Genomic DNA, 18,722 nt, shown 5'->3' on the forward strand with positions numbered 1-18,722 from the left:
TGTGGGAGCGGGCAAGCCCGCGAAGAGGCCGGTACAGGCAGCCTCAACCTTCAAGTGTGGTTGATATCGCGATCCTTGGTCTCCGGCAGGAAGAAGATCCCCAGCACCGCCGTCATCACCGCAATCACGATGGGGTACCACAAGCCGTAATAGATATCCCCGGTCGCCGCCACCATGGCAAACGCCACGGTCGGCAGGAAACCGCCGAACCAGCCGTTGCCGATGTGGTAAGGCAGCGACATCGAGGTGTAGCGGATACGCGCCGGGAACAGCTCCACCAGCCAGGCCGCGATCGGCCCGTAGACCATGGTCACGTAGATCACCAGAATGGTCAGCAGCAACAGCACCATCGGGTAGTGGATCTTCGCCGGGTCGGCCTTTTCCGGGTAGCCGGCTTCCTTCAACGCTCCGCTCAAGGTCGCGGTAAAGGCGTCGCTCTGTGCCTTGAAGTCCGCTGCCGCCAGGCCACTGCCATCAAAGCTTGGCAGCACCCGTTCCCCAATGCGGATCTGCGCCACGTTGCCGGGCTCGGCCGCTTCGTTGGTATAGGGGATGGCCCGCTTGGCCAGCAGGCTCTTGGCGATATCGCACGAGCTGGTGAATTTGGCCTTGCCCACCGGGTCGAACTGGAACGCGCACTGGGCAGGGTCTGCCATCACCACTACCGGGTTCTGCTCCTGGGCGACGAACACGTCCGGGTTGCCGTACTGGGTCAATGCCTTGAAGATCGGGAAGTAGGTCAGCGCGGCGATGATGCAACCGGCCATGATGATTTTCTTGCGGCCGATGCGGTCGGACAGGCTGCCGAAGAAGATGAAGAACGGTGTGCCGATCAACAGCGAACCGGCAATCAGCAGGTTGGCGGTCTGCGGCTCGATCTTGAGCATCTGCAACAGGAAGAACAGCGCATAGAACTGCCCGGTGTACCACACCACGGCCTGGCCGGCGGTGCCGCCGAGCAGCGACATGATCACCACCTTGAGGTTGTCCCAGCGGGCGAACGATTCGGTCAGTGGCGCCTTGGACGCCTTGCCCTCGGCCTTCATCTTCATGAACACCGGCGACTCGTTGAGCTGCATGCGGATGTACACCGAAATCGCCAGCAGCAATATCGACAGCAGGAACGGCACCCGCCACCCCCAGGCCTCGAATACCTCGTTACCCATGGCCGTGCGGCAGGCCATGATCACCAGCAGCGAGAGGAACAGCCCCAGGGTGGCCGTGGTCTGGATCCAGGCGGTGAAGAAACCGCGCCGGCCCTTGGGTGCATGTTCGGCCACGTAGGTGGCCGCGCCGCCGTACTCGCCACCCAATGCCAGGCCCTGCAGCAGGCGCAGGCTGATGAGGATGATCGGCGCGGCCACGCCGATCGTGGCATAGCTGGGTAACAGGCCCACCACAGCGGTGGACAGGCCCATGATGACGATGGTGATGAGGAAGGTGTACTTGCGCCCGATCATGTCGCCCAGGCGGCCGAACACGATGGCGCCGAATGGCCGCACGGCAAAGCCGGCGGCAAAGGCCAGCAAGGCGAATATGAACGAGGTGGTTTCATTGACCCCGGCAAAGAAGTGCTTGGCGATGATCGCCGCCAGGGAGCCGTACAGGTAGAAGTCGTACCATTCGAATACCGTGCCCAGGGACGAGGCGAAGATGACCTTGCGCTCCTCCCGGGTGATACCGCGTTGGGGCGCGCTGCCCGTGGATGTGCTGTCGAGAACCGCCATGGGGTGCCTCCGTCTTGTCGTCATGCAGGCCGGGAGCACCTCAAATCTTTTTCACCATCGCACCCAGGCCCTGGGGGGCTTGCTTTGGATATGCGAAGCACGACGAGGCAGGCCGCCTCGGATCGCAGCAAGGTAACTGAAGCATAATAGGCTTTGCCGGGATATCCACTTGAGCCTTGCGCGATCCGTGCAGGACCGCGTCAGCCTGGGAGAAAGGTCAGCGCAAGAACTGCAGGACTTCCTCCAGTACCCGCTCGGCCTGCTCCCGATGCGGCACATGGCCACAACCTTGCAGCAGGCGCATCAACCCCGGGCCGCCAGCCAGCGCCACCAACCGCTCGGGGTGTGCCGGCGAGCCGAACTCGTCGTTGTCGCCATGCAGGCTCAACAGCGGGCAGCGTACCTGCGGCAGCAGCGCATCCAGGCTCCAATCGGCAAAGTGCTCGGACAACCAGTTGTCCACCCAGGCACGCAATACCCACTCGGCCTTGCCGCCGTGGTAGCGCTCCAGCCGTTGCAACTGCCCGGGTTCGGCAAACTGCTGGTCGGCCACGCGAATGCCCTCAAGGGTACGGGCCTCGACAAACGCCTGCGCCGATTCGGTAATCAGCCCCACACACTGGCTGGCGAAGGCCGCCGCACAGGCCACGGCCATGCCGCCGCCAACGCTGTGGCCGAAGACAATGAAATCGCCAATGCCAAAATGCTCGCGCAGCGCCGTGAACCCCTGCTGCGCCTCATCCTCGACAAAGCCCAGGCGCAAGCTGCCGGGGTGGGCGTCGGAGCGGCCAAAGCCCAGGCGATCGTAGGCGATTACCCGGTGCCTGGTGGTTTGCGCAAGCTGCGCCGGGAACTCGCGCCACAAGGCAACGCAACCCAGCGAATCGTGCAGCAGGACGATCGGCGCGCCCTGCGCCTGCAGCGGCGCCCATTCCTGGGCGAAGAGCTTGCCTTGTGCGGTGTCGATCCAGTGCTCGCGGGTGTGCAGGTTGCTCATGGAGCCTCCGTTGCCGGTACCGGCCCTTTCAGCTCGACCTGGTTGCCATCGGGGTCGTAGCAGTACAGCGACAGCCCCTCGCCTTCGGCGCCATAGCGTTTTTCGGCAGGTTCGACTTCAACCCCCGCAGCTTGCAGGTAGGCCGTAAGTGCAGCCTCGTCGAACGGCTCGATGCGCAGGCAGAAATGGTGCAGGTTGCGCCCCTCGGTCCCCGGCGCCGCTCCACCAGGCTTACCCAGGGGACCGTCCAGGGTCACCAGGTCGATCATCGCCGTGCCCGTGGCCAGGTGGACCATACCCAGGTCTTTGCGCACGCGGCTGACCGTGCAGCCGAGCAGCTCGGTGTAGAAGGCGACGCTGCGCTCCAGGTCGCTGACCCGCAGGACGAGGTGGTCGATATGCTTGATGACGAATGGTCGCATGCCAAGGCTCCTTGTGGCCGCTGGATTCCTGCGGAAGCGGGCGTGCCCGCGAATCAGGCGTTGCGGTGAATGGCACGGGCTTCGCCCGCTCTCATGGAACTGCACATAACTCATTGAATTAGCAGGGCCCCTGTGGGAGCGGCTTTAGCCGCGAACACCGGCGCAGCCGGTGCCATGCACCGTGTTGGATTCTTCGCGGCTAAAGCCGCTCCCACAGGGTACGAGGATCGCTTGCGAATTCAGTTATCTGCGCGACAGCGCAGCCCAAAGAGCTGGACAACCTCCCACAAGGGATCACGCAAGCCCGATGAGATTCACCACCATAGCCCACGTGCGCATGGCATGACCATATCCAGTTACTCGTTTACCAACCGTTGCAGCACGCCCCCTTCATGGCGGGCCAGGATGCGCAGCAGTTGATCGACCAGCGCCCGGTCCGGCGCATCCAGGTGGAAGTGGTGCCCGCCCGGATGCCAGGAGATCTTCGCCTGGCTGGGCAAGGCCGTCTGGCGCCGGGTAAAGGCTTCACCGGTGAATGCCCCCTGGCGGCCGAACAGCAGGTACAACGGGCAACGGATCTGGCTGAGCAGGTCACAGGCTTCGCGCTCGGTCAGCGGCATGGGTTCGGGCAGCACCAGGCGTGGGTCGTGGCGCCAGCAATAGCCCTCGCCCAGCTGCAGCAGGTCGCGCAGCGCCAGCAGCCGTGCCGCCTCTTCCGACAGCTCGGTGTCCAGGCGCTCGCGGCGTTGTGCCAGGGCCGTGTCCAGGTCCTCGAAACGGCCGACGTCCGGCTCGGCAAAACCCTGCAACTGGCTGCGCTGCACCATGCGCTTGAGCCGGTAGGCCCTGGCCAGATGCTGCACGCGGTCGTCCTCGGCCACCGTGAACGGTGCGCCCATGCCGTCGAGGAAGGTCATGCTGGCAATACCGCTGGTCATGGCCGCCAGCAGCGACGCCACCCCGGTGCCCATGCCATGGGCCAGCACATGGAATTGCGCCAGGCCCAGGCTGTCGGCGACCGCCAGCATGTCCTCGGCATGTTCCCACAGGTAGTAGCCACTGTCGTGGCGGCGATGGTCCGAGCGGCCGTGGCCGACCAGGTCGGGGGCGACCACGAAGCAGCCGTCGAGCATCGGTGCCAGGCGCTCGAACGAGGCGGCGTTGTCCAGCCAGCCATGCAGGGCCAGCACCGGGATGCCGTCCTCCGCCCCCCAGGTGCGTACCGCTATTTCAATACCGTCGAGGTCCAGCAGGTGATCCTTGGGACTGCACAGCGAATGCATCGTAGTTCTCCCTGATAGAGCGCCGGCCCATGGCCAGGCATCACATGACACCGACCCATACCCCACACGCCGGCGTCATCCACACGACATGCCTACCCCATGCCTTGCTCCACCATCTCCCAACAGCCCTGCCCGCGCTGCTCCCCTACCGACGCTCTCGTGCACAGGACCGACCTGAGCATTCAACTAAATACCACCGCATGCCGAGGCGAAAACTGTCGACTGGCGCCTCCATTGACCACGGAGTATTCAGCATGACCAGCACACCCGTGCCTTTCCATCAGGCCCAGATTGTCCGTAACCTGCCTACCTGGTGCCGAACGATGCACCCCGACCATACCCGCCGCGTCGTGCAGAGCGTGCGCAAGGACTACCTCGACGAAAACGGCTCGCCTTACGCCTGGTACGCTGCAGCCAGCGATGAAGACCAGGCGCGTTTACGACAGCTGATCAGCGCCCGCAATGCCGGGTTCAAAGCGCTGCAAGCCTTGCTCGATGACTTCAGGCAGATCAGCGAATTCTGCAAGCCTTTGCTCGAGGGCCGGTTGGGCCCGGATGTCGAAGTGGACAAAGCCCAGTACCTGCACCAGCCGTTCAAGGTGTACACCACGCTGGAAAATGTCCCAGGCCTCGATTTTTCACTCGGCGGTGACGATACGTACATCAAGCGCCCCGAAGGGCCGCCACAGAAGCGCTCGCTGCTGGAGGCCGCACTGCACAATTTCGAAGGGCCCGACGAAGTGGGCCCGTTCGACACCCTGACCCTTGGCACGGACAACGTCGCCTCACTTCCCGGGCTCGAGCCCGAAGCGTTCGTGAACCTTTGCCGAAGCCTGAACCTGGGCCAGCAGTATCAAGACCACCTGCAGGGCATTTATGAAGGCCCAAGAAAGGCCGCGATCGAACAGCAGTGGATCGATGCAAGCCAGCAGGCACTGAAAACCGAGGCAATGATCGCCTACCTCAAGGGCCTGTTGACGCTCAAAGGCCACAATGCTCTGGTACAGCTATGCGACAACGAAAGCACGCCGCGTTACGGCGAACACAAGCTTCGCTGCTGGCGCTTCAGCCTGTTCGGCATCCCGCTTCATGGCGTACTGCTGATAGGCCCCGATGAAGCCGACCAGACCAACCCCTGCATGCTCTACATTCCCCACGATTCCGAACACCCGGTGAGGGAGTTCGCTTCCTTGCAAAAAGCCGGCTCACTCATGCGTCAACGCCTGGTGCAAACCACGTTTCGCCAGCACTTGATCAGCTTCGCTGACCAGGACAACCAGGTCGAGCTCAGCCGCAAGCTCGAAAATGCCTTGTTCGAGCACGACGCCTCCACACGCAAACCCAAGAACAAGCCTGAGCTGCACTTCAAACGAACGCGCCTGGCCTTTCCTATCTGGCAGGTGCTTTACAGAGAGCACAAGCGCCGCGTCAAGGCAACTGCCAGAGCAATTGCAGTACCGACCGCCGATGCCGACGCCAAGGCACGCAAGGAACGGCTGCAGCACTGGCTGGACGCAGGCATGAACGTACTGAACGTGGCCGCCTTCTTCGTGCCTGGGCTGGATGCCGCGATGCTTGGGGTATTTGCCTACGACCTCATGGATTCAGTGTTCACCGGGTTCGAAGCCTGGGAAGAAGGCGATACCCAGGAAGCGCTGCAGCAGCTCGAGTCACTGGCCATCAATGCCGCCGTGATCGCCGGTTTTGCCGTCGGCAGCAGCGCGGTCAAGGCATCAGGGTTCGTCGATGCGCTGGAAAGCGTCTGGAAAGGTGGCCGCGAACGGCTTTGGCACCCTGACATGGGCCCTTACAGCACTTCGAGCTCGTTGCCGGTGGGTGTGCAGAAAAATGCCCAAGGGCTCTACATCATCGATGGCAAAACCCACGTTTGGCTTCAAGGCAAACTGTATGAGGTATTCGAAACCGACGGACAGTGGCATGTGCGCCACCCGGACGCCCCCGATGCCTACACTCCGGCCTTGCGCTACCTCGGCGACCAGCGCTGGCAGTTGGCCCACGACAACCCGCTCGAATGGGACGATGCGCAGTTGCTCGAGGGGCTGGGCCGGTTCGGCCAGGGGCTGAATGCATCGGAGCAACTTGCCGCCTTGCGCATTACCGACGTCGACGCTGACACCTTGCGTCGCAGCCAGGTCACCGGCTCGCGGCCACCGCCTCTGCTAGCCGATACCTTGCTGCGCCTGCGACTGGCTGACGACGTGGAGGGCATCATCACCCGGGTACGTCATGGCCAGCCTTTGGCTGCACATATGAACTTCGCGCTGCCGGAACTGGTACAGCTGCCTGGCTGGCCCGCGAACTACAGGCTGAAGGTCTTCACCGGTGCCGAAAAATGGGGGGACGCCGTCTACTTCGGTGCGCAGCCAAAAGCCGACACGCTGCAGATCGAGATCGGCCGCGGGGAGCTTGACGAAGGCGAACTGAGCAAGGTTGTCCTGGCGGAGATGGATGAAGATGTCATACAGCAGCTGCTACCCGATACGCCAGCAGAGCAGCGCCCGGGCGCCCTGAACGAGCTACTGGCCAACCACCTGACAGCACGTCGTCGCGAAGTCTTCGCGAGCATGCTGGAAAGCCATCGCGCACCGCTCGGCGACGAAGCGCAGACCTTGGGCCGCCAATTCCCCGGTTTGCCTGACAATGCCCTGGAAGAACTCGTCGCGCATGCCGACAGCACCGAACGCGAACGCCTGAAGAGCGGGCGCGTGCCCTTGCGCGTGGCTGAAGAGGCCCGCTACCTGCAAGCCCGCGCCCGCCTCGATCGTGCCTTGACCGGCCTGTACCGAGCAGACCTTGCCAATGCCGACAGCCAAGTGCTGCGTGATGCATTGGTAGCCGAACAGCCGCAGGCGAGTGAAGCCGAGCTGTTCGCCAGCGCCCTCGCCGACCGCTCGGGCTGCGCCGTGCTGCTCGGCCAGCAGCCAATCAGGCCTGGCTTTCGCTCGCCCATGCGCCTGGCACATGGGCGAATCGGTTACCCACTCAGTGGCCGAGGAGCAGGCCCTCTCGGCGAAAGCGCCGCGACACGCCGGCTCAAGTCACTTTTCCCCTCACTGAACAGCAACGAGATCAGCGCCCTGAGGGCCGAACTGAGCCAGACCGGTGACCTGGGCACGGCAGTGCGGCAACTGCAGGCAGAGTGGCAAGATCTGAAACGCTATCTGGAAACGTGGTACCTGACCCCACGCGACATCAGCCAGCGCTTCGAGCGACAACAATGCGCCGACCGCCTCAAGGCTGCCTGGCGGCGGGAGGGTCCCGGCAACCTGGACACGCTCGTGCTGGAGCGAATGCAGTTGCCCGAGTTGCCAGCGATCACAGCCAGCCTGCCCCACATCCGTGAACTCAAGCTGAACGAACTGCAACTACAACGACTGGACAGGACGTTCCTGTCACGCTTCCCCAACCTGCAAGTGCTGGAAGTGACCAACAACCGTACAATCGACGCGCAAGCACTGTTCGAGGCACTTGAATCGGTGCCCAGGCTGCGCACGCTGGATCTGACCAACAACACCCTTGCTACCCTCTCACCCACCGCACAACGCGTGCTGGCGGCGATGCCAGACCTGCGCCAACTGAATTTGCGCCGCAACCAGCTGACACTGGATGAAGCGACACTGACTTTCCTCTGCGGCCGGCCACTGGATGTCCTGAGGCTGGGGCACAATCGCATCACGCTCGATGAAAACCTCGCCACGCGCTTTCAGGACATGATCCATCCGCAGCAACTGGACCTGGACTTCAACCCGCTGCAGCACGCGCCTGATGTGCGCTACATGGCGCGGCTGCAGCGCCTGAACCTGTCCAATGCTGAGTTGCAGGCATTTCCCACGGGCTTGACCACCCTGATGAGCCAGACGCAGTACCAGTTGCGCTACCTGGACCTCTCATCCAACCGCATCCACCATGTTCCGGACCTGGCAAACATCCTGCGCAGTCCGTATGTGCGGGACGTCGCCGCCCGCTTGCCCGAGCGCCGCTGGTTCTTCAACTACAACGATCTGGAGGCCGAGTCGGCCAGGCGCCTGAGAGCCAGCGGCGTCAATATCTTCGAGCACGCACCCGCCAGGTCGGAGTGGCAAGGGTTCTGGCGCAATGTCGCGACAGACCCTCAAAAGCAGCTGTGGTCCGACCTGTTCGATCAGAACGACAATGGCGACCTGCAAACGGTGTTGGAGCGCCTGACCTACTCGTTGGAAGCGCAAAGGGATCCGCAAGGCCTGCGTGCCCGAGTGTGGGCACTGTTGAAGCAGGCCCACGAGGATACAGCGTTGCGCGAGCGGTTGAACGAGGTGGCGCATACCTTCCCCCCCCATTGCGGTGATGCCGGCGCAGATGCATTCAGCGCCCTGGAAGTGGAGTTGCTGGCCAGCCAGGCCTCAGGGTTGGCAAGGGGCACGGCCAAGCCGCTGCTCGACCTTTACCGCAAGCTGTATCGTCGCGAAAAAGTCAACGAACTGGCGGACCGCATCAGCACGCATCGCATCGTGCGCAGGGCGGCGCTAGGTGGAGATGCCGGTCAGTTACCGGACCTTGACGTGCTGGATGTCCCTGCGGCAATCCCTGATGCGGTCCTGGCCAGAGAACGGGTCGACGATATCGAAGTTCGCCTGGCACTGCGCCAGTCCTTGGCCGAAGAGCTCGATTTCCCCGAACCTAGCAGCGGCATGCTTTATCGCCATTTCGCCAACATAAACCAGCAAATCATCGACAACGTCCGCGCTGCTGTGCTCGAACTCGATGCCGATTCCACCGCCCGACAGCAGTGGATGAGCGAACAGCCGGTCTGGGCTGACTACCTCAAGCGCCAATATGCCAGCCAGTTCGAAGCCATTACCGACTTCTGGCGCCCAGGCCTCGATTACCTGTTCTATTGCCTGGATGAAACTCAGGAGCCGGTCACGCACCTGGACGACGCGATATTGCGTGCACTGGCCCCGGAAATGCCTGACCCTGCACTGGACGAAAACGGCACGCTACGTCGGGTTCCTCTCAATGAGCAAGCCTATGTCAAGGCTACGAACGCCTTGACCCAGGCACAGCAGGAGGTGGAAGCCGGGCTACTGCTGAGCCTTACCCGGCAAGCGGACGTCCTCGATGCCTGAAAGCTGATCAAAGACCACGCAGGTCTTCGAAGAAGGCCTGCCGCCCATCCACCTGGCTCGACGCACGCGGCGCTGCCGCCGCCTCTGCGTTGGCCGCCTCCACATGCCAATAGCAGTGCCTGACCGCGCGGGTTACCGCCACATAGGCCAGGCGCTGCACCTCTTCCTTCTGCGCGGTATCGAACGGCTGGGCATCACCGGCCTTGCCCAGCCCGGCCTGGCGATACACCTGGTTCTTGTAGGGCGAACTGGTCAGGTACTGGCAGTCGCCCAGCATGAACACTGCATCGGCTTGCAAGCCCTTGGCACTGTGGTAGGTCAACTGGCGCAGCCGGCGCTGCTCGGCCGGCAACGCCGCCTCGGCGTTCAGCACGCATTGCAGGTGCTCGTTCATCAGCGCCCTGTCGCTGCCCTTGCGGTACAGCATCATCACCGTCTCGCCACGCTGGTAGTGCTCGATCAGGGTTTCACCCAGGGCTGCCTCGTCACGGTCGAACACTTTTACCGGCGAGCCTGGCAACTCGGCCGCCGGGCCACTGGCCCTGGCTTTCTTGCCGGCAATCGCCGGGGTGCCCTTGACCAAGTGTTCGGCCGCGTCGATCACCTGCTGCTGGCAACGGTAGTTGTCGACCAGCATCACCCGGGTATTGGCCGGCGACGGGAAGGCCTTGGTGAACTCCATGAAGTACTTGGGCGAACTGCCACGCCAGCCGTAGATCGACTGCCAGTCGTCGCCCACGCACAGCAGCGACGAATGCTGGGCATGGCGCCCGGTGTGCATCGCCGGGCCGCGACGACGGATCTCGGCGAGGCTGGCGCGCAGCCAGCTGACGATCTGCGGTGACACGTCCTGGAACTCGTCGATCATCAGGTGCGCCAGCGGCCGCAGCAACGGGTCGGGCAGAAGTTGCAGGTTTTCCGGGTTGTTCTCGCCGAACAAGGCGAACATGCGGTTGTAGCTCATCACCGGCGGCGACTGGTCCAGCAGGTGCGCCTCCAGGGCCTTCCAGTACAGGGCCAGGGCCTCGAAGAACAGCGCATCGCTGTCGCCGGACGGGAAGCTCATCGCCGCCACGGCAGTGTTCACCTCCAGGCCGAGGTTCTCGATGAAGTTCGCCGCACCGACAAAGGCATCTAGCAGCGGCGCCGGGGCCAGTTCGCCCTTGACCTTGTATTCGAAGCCGGGGCCGGCCACGGCATCACCGGCCAGCGAGGCTGCCAGGCGCCGGGCCATGGCGTAGTTGTCGAGCCAGATCAGCGGCTGGTCGCAGAAGGCCTGCAACAGGGTGCGCTTGACCGCCCACTCGGCGCGCACTGCCAGCTTGGCGCCGGGGCGCTGGTACTGCGCGCTTTCCGCCGGGTCGAAGCCCAGCACGAGCAAAGGCCCCTGGCCGGCCAGACGGCCATGCACATGGAAGCGGCTGCCACGGATCTGGATGGTTTCGCGGCAGGGTTCGATGCCTTTGATCGGCCAGGCGCCGGCGGCGAACCACAGGTCTTCGATCACGTCGCACAGCTCTTCGTCGCGCTGGGCAGCCAGCTGGGTTACCTGGGCGCGCTTCTGCACATCGGGGTTGTTCGGGTCAAGCGGCTTCAGCTGCAGGGCTTCGCTGCGCAACAGGCCGACCAGCTCGGCAAAACGCGGGCTCTCGCCCAGCAGGGTGCTGTAGCACTGGTTCAGCTGCTGGCGCTGGGCATCGTTCAGGCGCAGGTCGAACGGGTTGCTCTCGGCCTCGGCCTCACGCCCGGCCGGCATCTCGTTGCCCAGCGTTTCGAACGCGCGCACCTGGCCAAAACCCGGCAGGCTGCGCACCAGCGGCAGGATGCGCGAATGGAACGTGCGCACCAGTTCGCGAGCCTGCAGCGGTTGCAGGTTGATCTGCCACAGGGCGAACACCTGCAGCAGGCGCTTGATGAAGTCCTTGCGCGACTCGCGGGTGAAGGTGACCACGGTCATCGCGTCCAGCTCGTAGCCCAGGTAGTGGCGCAACAGCAGGATGCGCAGCACCAGCGAGGTGGACTTGCCCGCCCCGGCCCCTGCCACCACGCAGGTGGACGGTGTGTCGCTGAATATCAGCTTCCATTGCGCGGCACTGGGTTGTGCCTCGGCGGGCAGGCGCGGGGCGACATCGGCCTTGAAGCGCTTTTTCAGCTCGGCAGTCAGGGGCAGGCGCCAGTCATCGAACAGGTTGTCATCCCGGCCCGGCACCGCGGCGGTGTCGGGCCGGGTATCGCGGATCACCAGCACCTGGCGCCCGGCCTCGTAACCTTCCACCCGCCCGCGTTCGAACCCTTCACGCACGCCATCGGCATGGCCACTGCGCTGGCCGCTGGCGTGGCCGAGGAACCAGGAGTCGCGGTGCTGGGCCTGCAGGCGGGTCAGGCCGCGCCCCAGCAGGCGGGCCGCCAGGCGGCGAAACCAGGGCAGTTGGGCAGGAGGGGTAAGGTCGGCGGGGGCCTGGGGTTGCTCGTGGGCCACGGTCACTCCGTTGAAAAACAAAATCAGCGGGCATGTTCGCCGCATCGACAAAAAATCGCCAGCGAATGCTTGCAGATCAGTGGATTAGGCGATGAAGCGGATAAAACACTCCATCGCTATCAATCTATTTTACTGATTATTTTAAGCCGATATTTACGCTTATTTTCGATGCTTCTTTGACGCATCATGGCCTCATTCCACTGATTCAAGGAGCACGACCATGCTGCAACTGCGACCGTTCGAAAGCCTCGGCCACGCCAACCACGGCTGGCTCGACGCCCACCATCATTTCTCGTTTGCCGAGTACTACGACCCGGCGCGCATGCACTGGGGCAACCTGCGGGTGTGGAACGACGACCTGATCGCTGCCGGCAGCGGCTTCCCGCCGCACCCGCACCGCGACATGGAAATCATCACCTATGTACGTGAAGGCGCGATCAGCCACCAGGACAGCCTGGGTAACAAAGGCCGTACCGAAGCCGGGGACGTGCAGGTGATGAGCGCCGGTACCGGCATCGTGCACAGCGAGTACAACCTGGAAGACGTCGACACGCGTATTTTCCAGATCTGGATCGTGCCGGAGCGCACTGGCGAAGCACCGCAGTGGGGTAGCCGGCCGTTCCCCAAAGGTGAGCGTGGCGAAGGCTTCGTGACCCTGGCCAGCGGCCGTGCGGGCGATGAGGATAGCCTGCAGATCCGCACCGATGCGCGGCTGGTGGCTGCCACCCTGCGTGCCGGCGAAACTGCCGAGTACCGCTTCGATGCCGCACGCCGGGGCTACCTGGTGCCGGCCAAGGGGCTGGTGGAGGTCAACGGGCTGCGTGCCAAGGCGCGCGATGGCGTGGCGATCGAGCAGGAGGAGGTGCTGCGGGTGACCGCCATCGAGGACAGCGAGATCGTGCTGGTGGATGTGGCCTGAGGCCTGTCCTTGCAAATTCGCATGTAGGTGTTCCCCTGTGGGAGCGGCCTTGCGTCGCGAAAGGGCCGCAAGGCGGCCCCGGCAATTTCGGCTGTGATGCCGAGATCCTGGGGCCGCTACGCAGCCCTTTCGCGACGCAAGGCCGCTCCCACAGGATCACCACGGCCCGATAAGACCATGCTTTAACCTGTGGGAGATTACCCAGCCCTTTGGGCTGCGCTGTCGCACAGATAACTAAATTCGCAAGCGATCCTCGTACCCTGTGGGAGCGGGCGTGCCCGCGAAGAATCCAACGCGGTGCCTGGCACCGGCTCCGCCGGTGTTCGCGGCGGTTCGACGCCTCGACACGCCCGCTCCCACAAGGTCACTGCCAACTCAATGAGTTATGTGTTGTTCTATGAGAGGCGGCCCCGGCAATTTCGGCTGTGATGCCGAGATCCTGGGGCCGCTACGCAGCCCTTTCGCGACGCAAGGCCGCTCCCACAGGATCACCACGGCCCGATAAGACCATGCTTTAACCTGTGGGAGATTACCCAGCCCTTTGGGCTGCGCTGTCGCACAGATAACTAAATTCGCAAGCGATCCTCGTACCCTGTGGGAGCGGCCGTGCCCGCGAAGAATCCAACGCGGTGCCTGGCACCGGCTCCGCCGGTGTTCGCGGCGGTTCGACGCCTCGACACGCCCGCTCCCACAAGGTCACTGCCAACTCAATGAGTTATGTGTTGTTCTATGAGAGGCGGCCCCGGCAATTTCGGCTGTGATGCCGAGATCCTGGGGCCGCTACGCAGCCCTTTCGCGACGCAAGGCCGCTCCCACAGGATCACCACGGCCCGATAAGACCATGCTTTAACCTGTGGGAGATTACCCAGCCCTTTGGGCTGCGCTGTCGCACAGATAACTGAATTCGCAAGCGATCCTCGTACCCTGTGGGAGCGGCTTTAGCCGCGAAGAATCCAACGCGGTGCATGGCACCGGCTGCGCCGGTGTTCGCGGCTAAAGCCGCTCCCACAGGGGCCCTGCTATTTCAATGAGTTATGTGCAGTTCTATGAGAATGGGCCTGCAAGCGCTAGCCTGGTACAGCCACTTCGGCGAGCACCTCGGCCGAGGTGGTGACCTGACGGAAGTGATGCTTCCACAGGTCGATGCCCAGCTTGCCCGACTTGTCGAGCGAAGAGCCTACCGTCATGTCGGTGACCAGGGTGGGCATCAGCCCCGCATCGAACAGGGCGAAACCGGCGGCCAGCACACAGGTTTCGGTCTGCAGCCCGCATACCAGCACGCGCTCCACACCCAGTTTCTTGATGTAGTCGATGGCCTCGGCGCTCTGCCCGTAGCCATGCTTGACGAACACCTGGTCGGCCTCGACCAGGCTGTCGTCCTCGGCCGCCGGGTGCCAGCCAAGCTGGCGCTCGAACGGCGTGACCTGTTCGTCGTGCAACTCGACCGAGGCGATGGTGGGGATGTTCGCCGACAACCGGCGCAGGCCATCGACCAGCCACTCGGGCGGGCTGAAGGTGGACTGGACATCGACAATGAGCAAAACCTGGCGCATGGGCGGATTCCGGGCATGGGCAAAGGCGCGGAGTATAACGCGATCGCCTGTGGCAAAGGCCTCAATGCCACGCTGCCAGGCTGTCCCCCTGGCGGAAGAATGCCCTCAGGTGCTCGACGAAGCACGACACCTTGGCCGACAGGTTCAGGCGTTCCAGGTACACCGCATAGATATCCGCAGGCGGCGTGTGGTAATCGCCCAGCACCTCCACCAGGCGCCCGCTGCGCAGGTGGTCGGCCAGGTTCCACTCGGCCCGCAGCAGGATGCCCTGCCCGTCCAGCGCCCAGTTCAGGGCGACCTCGCCATCGTTGGTGCTGAGGCTGCCATGCACCTTCACCGACTCGCTCTGCTTGCCACGGCTGAGCCGCCAGATACCGAACGCGGCGTCGTTCTGGCGCAACACGATGCAGTTGTGGCTGGCCAGGCCCTTTGGCGATTCGGGGGTACCGTGGGCTTCCAGGTAACCGGGCGATGCGCACAATCGGCGGCGGTTGGCCGCGATCTTGCGGGCGATCAGCCGCGAGTCGGGCAGCTCGCCAAAGCGGATGGCCACGTCGATGGCATCGTTCGGCAGGGCAATGGGGCGGTCGGTCAGGTGCAGCTGCACCTCCACCTCGGGGTAGCGCTTGGCAAACGATGACACCGCCGGCCCCACGTGGGTACGGCCAAAGCCCAGCGGCGCATTGACCCGCAGCAAACCCTTGGGCTCGGCGCGGCTGCTGGACACCTGCCGCTCCATTTCCTCGATCTCGCCCAGTATGCGCTTGGCATTCACCAGGTAAGTCTCGCCCTCGGCGGTAAGGCTGATGCTGCGTGTGGTGCGGTTGAGCAGGCGCACGCCCAGGCGCTGTTCCAGCTGGGCCAGGCGCTTGGAGACCGCTGGCGGGGTCAGGTTCAGTTCGCGAGCAGTGCCCGCCAGGCTACCCACCCTGATCAGCTGGGTGAAGAACGCCAGCTCCGATACCGGATTCATAATTAACCTGAGGGAAACAATGAGTTGAATTTCATTGTATTACAGCATTTTTGAAAAACCATTACCTTTTGCCCTGCGTGATTAACCACAAGAAAGCTGGGCTCTTCGGCCGCCAAGGCCAGGTGTGACCTGCACCCCTCACGAGCAGCCCGGCCGCCAGATAAATCCGACTCACAACAATAATTCGGAGACGGCAATGGCCAAGCGATTGTTCGGCAAGTTGTTCGGCAAGCTCTACGTACAGGTATTGATCGGCGTAACCCTCGGGGTGCTGATCGGGGTGTTCTGGCCACAGGTTGGCGCTGACCTGAAGCCCGTCGGTGATGCCTTCATCAAACTGATCAAGATGGTCTTCGCCCCGATCATCTTCGCCACGGTGGTGCTGGGCATCGCCAAGATGGAAAACATGAAGGAACTCGGCCGCGTCGGCGTGCGTGCGCTGATCTACTTTGAAGTGCTGTCCACCTTTGCCCTGGTACTGGGGCTGGTGGTGGTCAACATCGTGCAGCCCGGCCAGGGCATGAACGTCGACCCTGCCACCCTGGATGCCAAGAGCATCTCCACCTACACCGCCGCGGCAGCCGGCAACAGCGGCGGCTTCATCGATTTCCTGCTGCATGTGATACCCGGCAGCGTGACCGATGCCTTCGCCAAGAACGAGATCCTGCCGATTCTGCTGTTCAGCACCCTGTTCGGCATCGCCCTCTCCCACCTGGGCCCGCGCGGCAAGCCGATGGTGGATGTGCTTGAAGCGTTCTCCCACGGCATGTTCTTCATCGTCGGCATGATCATGCGCGTGGCACCGCTGGCCGCCTGCGGGGCCATGGCCTTCACCGTGGGCAAGTACGGGCTGGGCTCGATCGTTTCGCTGGGCAAGCTGATGGCGACCATGTACCTGACCTGCTTCCTGTTCGTGGTGGTGGTGCTGGGCGCCATTGCCCGGCTGTGCGGCTTCAACCTGTGGAAGTTCCTCAAGTACCTCAAGGAGGAACTGTTCACGGTACTGGGTACCAGCTCATCCGAGTCGGTGGTACCGCAACTGATGAACAAGCTGGAAAAGGTTGGCGTGTCCAAGCCTGTGGTCGGCCTGGTGATCCCCTCGGGCCTTACCTTCAACCCGGACGGCCAGTGCATCTACTACACCATGGCCGCCATCTTCATCGCCCAGGCCACCAACACACCGCTGACCCTGATGGACCAACTGATCGTGCTGGGTGTGCTGCTGCTCACCTCCAAAGGCTCTGCAGGCGTAACCGGCTCGGGCTTCATCACCCTGGCCGCGACCCTGGCGACCATGGACAACATCCCGGTGGCCGGCATGGTCCTGCTGCTGGGCGTGGACCGCTTCATGTCCGAAGCCCGGGCCATCACCAACACCATCGGCAACGCGGTCGGCACCGTGGCCATCGCCAACTGGGTGGGTGCGCTGGACAAACAGCGCATGGCCCAGGCCCTGGACGGCCAGCTACCGACCGCCCCCGAACCCGAGGCCGCTGTGCCGCACCCTGCCCTTGCACGCATGGAGGCCGGCACACCCGCACCCTGATCTTTCGAAAAACAGCAAAAAGAACCCGCCTTGTGATGCAGTGAGGAAATAATCATGGACAAAGAAACAGCCGTGTCATCGCTTACCGACGTGATGGCCAAGTTCACCGCCTATATCGGCAAGCGCCTGCCCCGCGACGTCAAGGAAAAGACCGCCAAGTTGCGCGCCGCCGAAACCAACCCGCTGGCCATCGCCGTGTACGACTCGATGGCCGACAACCAGGAATACGCCGACAAGCTCAACCGCCCCAGCTGCCAGGACACCGGCGTCATCCAGTACTTCGTCTCGGCGGGCGCGCGCTTCCCGCTGCTGGGCGAGATGGAAGGCATCCTCGAGAACGCCACCAGGGAAGCCACCATCCAGGGGCCGCTGCGCCACAATGCGGTGGAAACCTTCATCGAGAAGAACACCGGCACCAACACTGGCTCGAAGATCCCGTGGCTGGACTGGGAAATCATCCCCGATGCCGACTACGCCATCGTCGACGTTTACATGGCCGGCGGCGGCTGCACGCTGCCGGGCTCGGCCAAGGTACTGATGCCGGGGCAAGGTTATGAAGGGGTGACCGAGTTCGTCTTCGATGTCATCACCTCGCGCGGTGTCAACGCCTGCCCGCCACTGCTGGTGGGTGTAGGGGTATCGACCTCGGTGGAGACGGCGGCACGCCTGTCGAAGAAGGCCATCCTGCGCGAAGTGGACTCCAGCCACCCCAACGAAAGCGCGGCGATGATGGAAAAGCTGCTGGAGGAAGGCCTCAACGAAATCGGCATCGGCCCGCAGGGCCTGACCGGCAACAGCAGCGTGATGGGCGTGAACATCGAGTCTTCGGCCCGCCACCCGTCCACCATCGGTGTGGCGGTGTCCACCGGCTGCTGGGCGCACCGCCGCGGCAAGATCCGCATCAACGCCGACCTGTCCTACGACATCCTCTCGCACGAAGGGGTAGTACTGTGAAAAAGATCCTGAGCACACCTATCAGCGACGAAGACCTGGCCAACCTCAACGTGGGCGATGTGGTCTACCTCACCGGCCAACTGGTGACCTGCCGTGACGTTGCCCACCGCCGGCTCATCGAACTGGGCCGCGAGCTGCCGGTCGACTTGCGCGGCGGCGCGATTTTCCACGCAGGCCCCATCGTCAGGAAGAAGGACGATGGCAGCTTCGAGATGGTCTCCATCGGCCCGACCACCAGCATGCGCATGGAAAAGTTCGAGAAGCAGTTCATCGAGCAGACCGGCGTCAAGCTGATCGTCGGCAAGGGTGGCATGGGCCCGGAGACTACAACCGGTTGCCTGGAAAACAAGGCAGTGCATGCAGTGTTCCCGGGCGGTTGCGCGGTGCTGGCGGCGACCCAGGTGGAAGAGATCGAGCGTGCGGAATGGCAGGACTTGGGCATGCCGGAGACGCTATGGGTGAACCGCGTGCGCGAGTTCGGCCCGTTGATCATCTCCATCGACACCAAGGGCAACAACCTGTTCGAGCAGAACAAGGCCCGGTTCAACGAACGCAAGGGGGCGGTGATCGAGAAGATCAACAGCCAGGTGCGGTTCATCAAGTAACTGCGTGCGACATGGGGCCGCTTTGCGGCCCAATCGCGACACAAGGCCGCTCCTACAGGGGTATCACCAAGCCTGAGGGCAGTGATATCCCTGTGGGAGCGGGCTTGCCCGCGAATGGGCCGCAAAGCGGCCCTTGTC

At 63.4% G+C, this 18,722-nt stretch carries 12 protein-coding genes; 5 read left to right on the plus strand and 7 right to left on the minus strand.

What is annotated here, in order from left to right; all coding sequences use genetic code 11:
- Nucleotides 1–50: 50 nt before the first annotated feature.
- The 4 genes from RYH74_RS22010 to RYH74_RS22025 form a co-directional block, all read right to left on the minus strand.
- Nucleotides 51–1,727, minus strand: a complete 1,677-nt coding sequence (locus RYH74_RS22010) for an MFS transporter (RefSeq protein WP_075044823.1) — start codon at nucleotides 1,725–1,727, stop codon at nucleotides 51–53.
- A 217-nt stretch (nucleotides 1,728–1,944) separates the two neighbouring features.
- Nucleotides 1,945–2,724 carry an alpha/beta fold hydrolase gene (locus RYH74_RS22015; protein WP_075044822.1) on the minus strand — a complete coding sequence of 260 codons (780 nt, stop codon included), beginning with the start codon at nucleotides 2,722–2,724 and terminating at the stop codon, nucleotides 1,945–1,947.
- Nucleotides 2,721–3,146 carry a VOC family protein gene (locus RYH74_RS22020; RefSeq protein WP_317410124.1) on the minus strand — a complete coding sequence of 142 codons (426 nt, stop codon included), beginning with the start codon at nucleotides 3,144–3,146 and terminating at the stop codon, nucleotides 2,721–2,723. Before RYH74_RS22020 ends, RYH74_RS22015 begins: the two co-directional genes overlap by 4 nt.
- Nucleotides 3,147–3,502: 356 nt before the next feature.
- Complete coding sequence (locus tag RYH74_RS22025) at nucleotides 3,503–4,429, minus strand: alpha/beta fold hydrolase (protein ID WP_317410125.1); 927 nt, start codon at nucleotides 4,427–4,429, stop codon at nucleotides 3,503–3,505.
- A 254-nt stretch (nucleotides 4,430–4,683) separates the two neighbouring features.
- On the opposite strand from RYH74_RS22025, the gene RYH74_RS22030 reads away from it, so the two are divergent.
- Complete coding sequence (locus tag RYH74_RS22030; protein WP_317410126.1) at nucleotides 4,684–9,555, plus strand: NEL-type E3 ubiquitin ligase domain-containing protein; 4,872 nt, start codon at nucleotides 4,684–4,686, stop codon at nucleotides 9,553–9,555.
- 7 nt (nucleotides 9,556–9,562) lie between these two features.
- On the opposite strand, the gene RYH74_RS22035 is transcribed toward RYH74_RS22030, so the two are convergent.
- Entirely contained in the window at nucleotides 9,563–12,079 is a 2,517-nt protein-coding gene (locus RYH74_RS22035; protein WP_317410127.1) for a UvrD-helicase domain-containing protein, read from the minus strand.
- 175 nt (nucleotides 12,080–12,254) lie between these two features.
- On the opposite strand from RYH74_RS22035, the gene RYH74_RS22040 reads away from it, so the two are divergent.
- Complete coding sequence (locus RYH74_RS22040) at nucleotides 12,255–12,953, plus strand: pirin family protein (protein ID WP_047934682.1); 699 nt, start codon at nucleotides 12,255–12,257, stop codon at nucleotides 12,951–12,953.
- 1,067 nt (nucleotides 12,954–14,020) lie between these two features.
- Here RYH74_RS22040 and RYH74_RS22045 read toward each other — a convergent pair.
- Together RYH74_RS22045 and RYH74_RS22050 are read right to left on the minus strand one after the other, a co-directional pair.
- Entirely contained in the window at nucleotides 14,021–14,506 is a 486-nt protein-coding gene (locus RYH74_RS22045; protein ID WP_075044817.1) for an isochorismatase family protein, read from the minus strand.
- 61 nt (nucleotides 14,507–14,567) lie between these two features.
- The gene (locus tag RYH74_RS22050; protein ID WP_317410128.1) at nucleotides 14,568–15,479 is read right to left on the minus strand and encodes a LysR substrate-binding domain-containing protein; all 912 of its coding nucleotides are present in this window, start codon (nucleotides 15,477–15,479) and stop codon (nucleotides 14,568–14,570) included.
- A gap of 196 nt (nucleotides 15,480–15,675) precedes the next feature.
- Between RYH74_RS22050 and RYH74_RS22055 the strand changes: the two genes are divergently transcribed.
- From RYH74_RS22055 to ttdB, 3 genes are read left to right on the plus strand one after another with little or no spacing between them, the layout of a single operon-like run.
- Nucleotides 15,676–17,025, plus strand: a complete 1,350-nt coding sequence (locus RYH74_RS22055) for a dicarboxylate/amino acid:cation symporter (RefSeq protein ID WP_317410129.1) — start codon at nucleotides 15,676–15,678, stop codon at nucleotides 17,023–17,025.
- A gap of 54 nt (nucleotides 17,026–17,079) precedes the next feature.
- Nucleotides 17,080–17,979 carry a L(+)-tartrate dehydratase subunit alpha gene (gene ttdA / locus RYH74_RS22060; protein ID WP_013972067.1) on the plus strand — a complete coding sequence of 300 codons (900 nt, stop codon included), beginning with the start codon at nucleotides 17,080–17,082 and terminating at the stop codon, nucleotides 17,977–17,979.
- Complete coding sequence (gene ttdB / locus RYH74_RS22065; protein WP_003259286.1) at nucleotides 17,976–18,584, plus strand: L(+)-tartrate dehydratase subunit beta; 609 nt, start codon at nucleotides 17,976–17,978, stop codon at nucleotides 18,582–18,584. Before ttdA ends, ttdB begins: the two co-directional genes overlap by 4 nt.
- Nucleotides 18,585–18,722: the final 138 nt, after the last annotated feature.

The sequence above is a fragment of the Pseudomonas sp. LSJ-87 genome, assembly GCF_032971465.1.
Taxonomy (GTDB): domain Bacteria; phylum Pseudomonadota; class Gammaproteobacteria; order Pseudomonadales; family Pseudomonadaceae; genus Aquipseudomonas; species Aquipseudomonas putida_Z.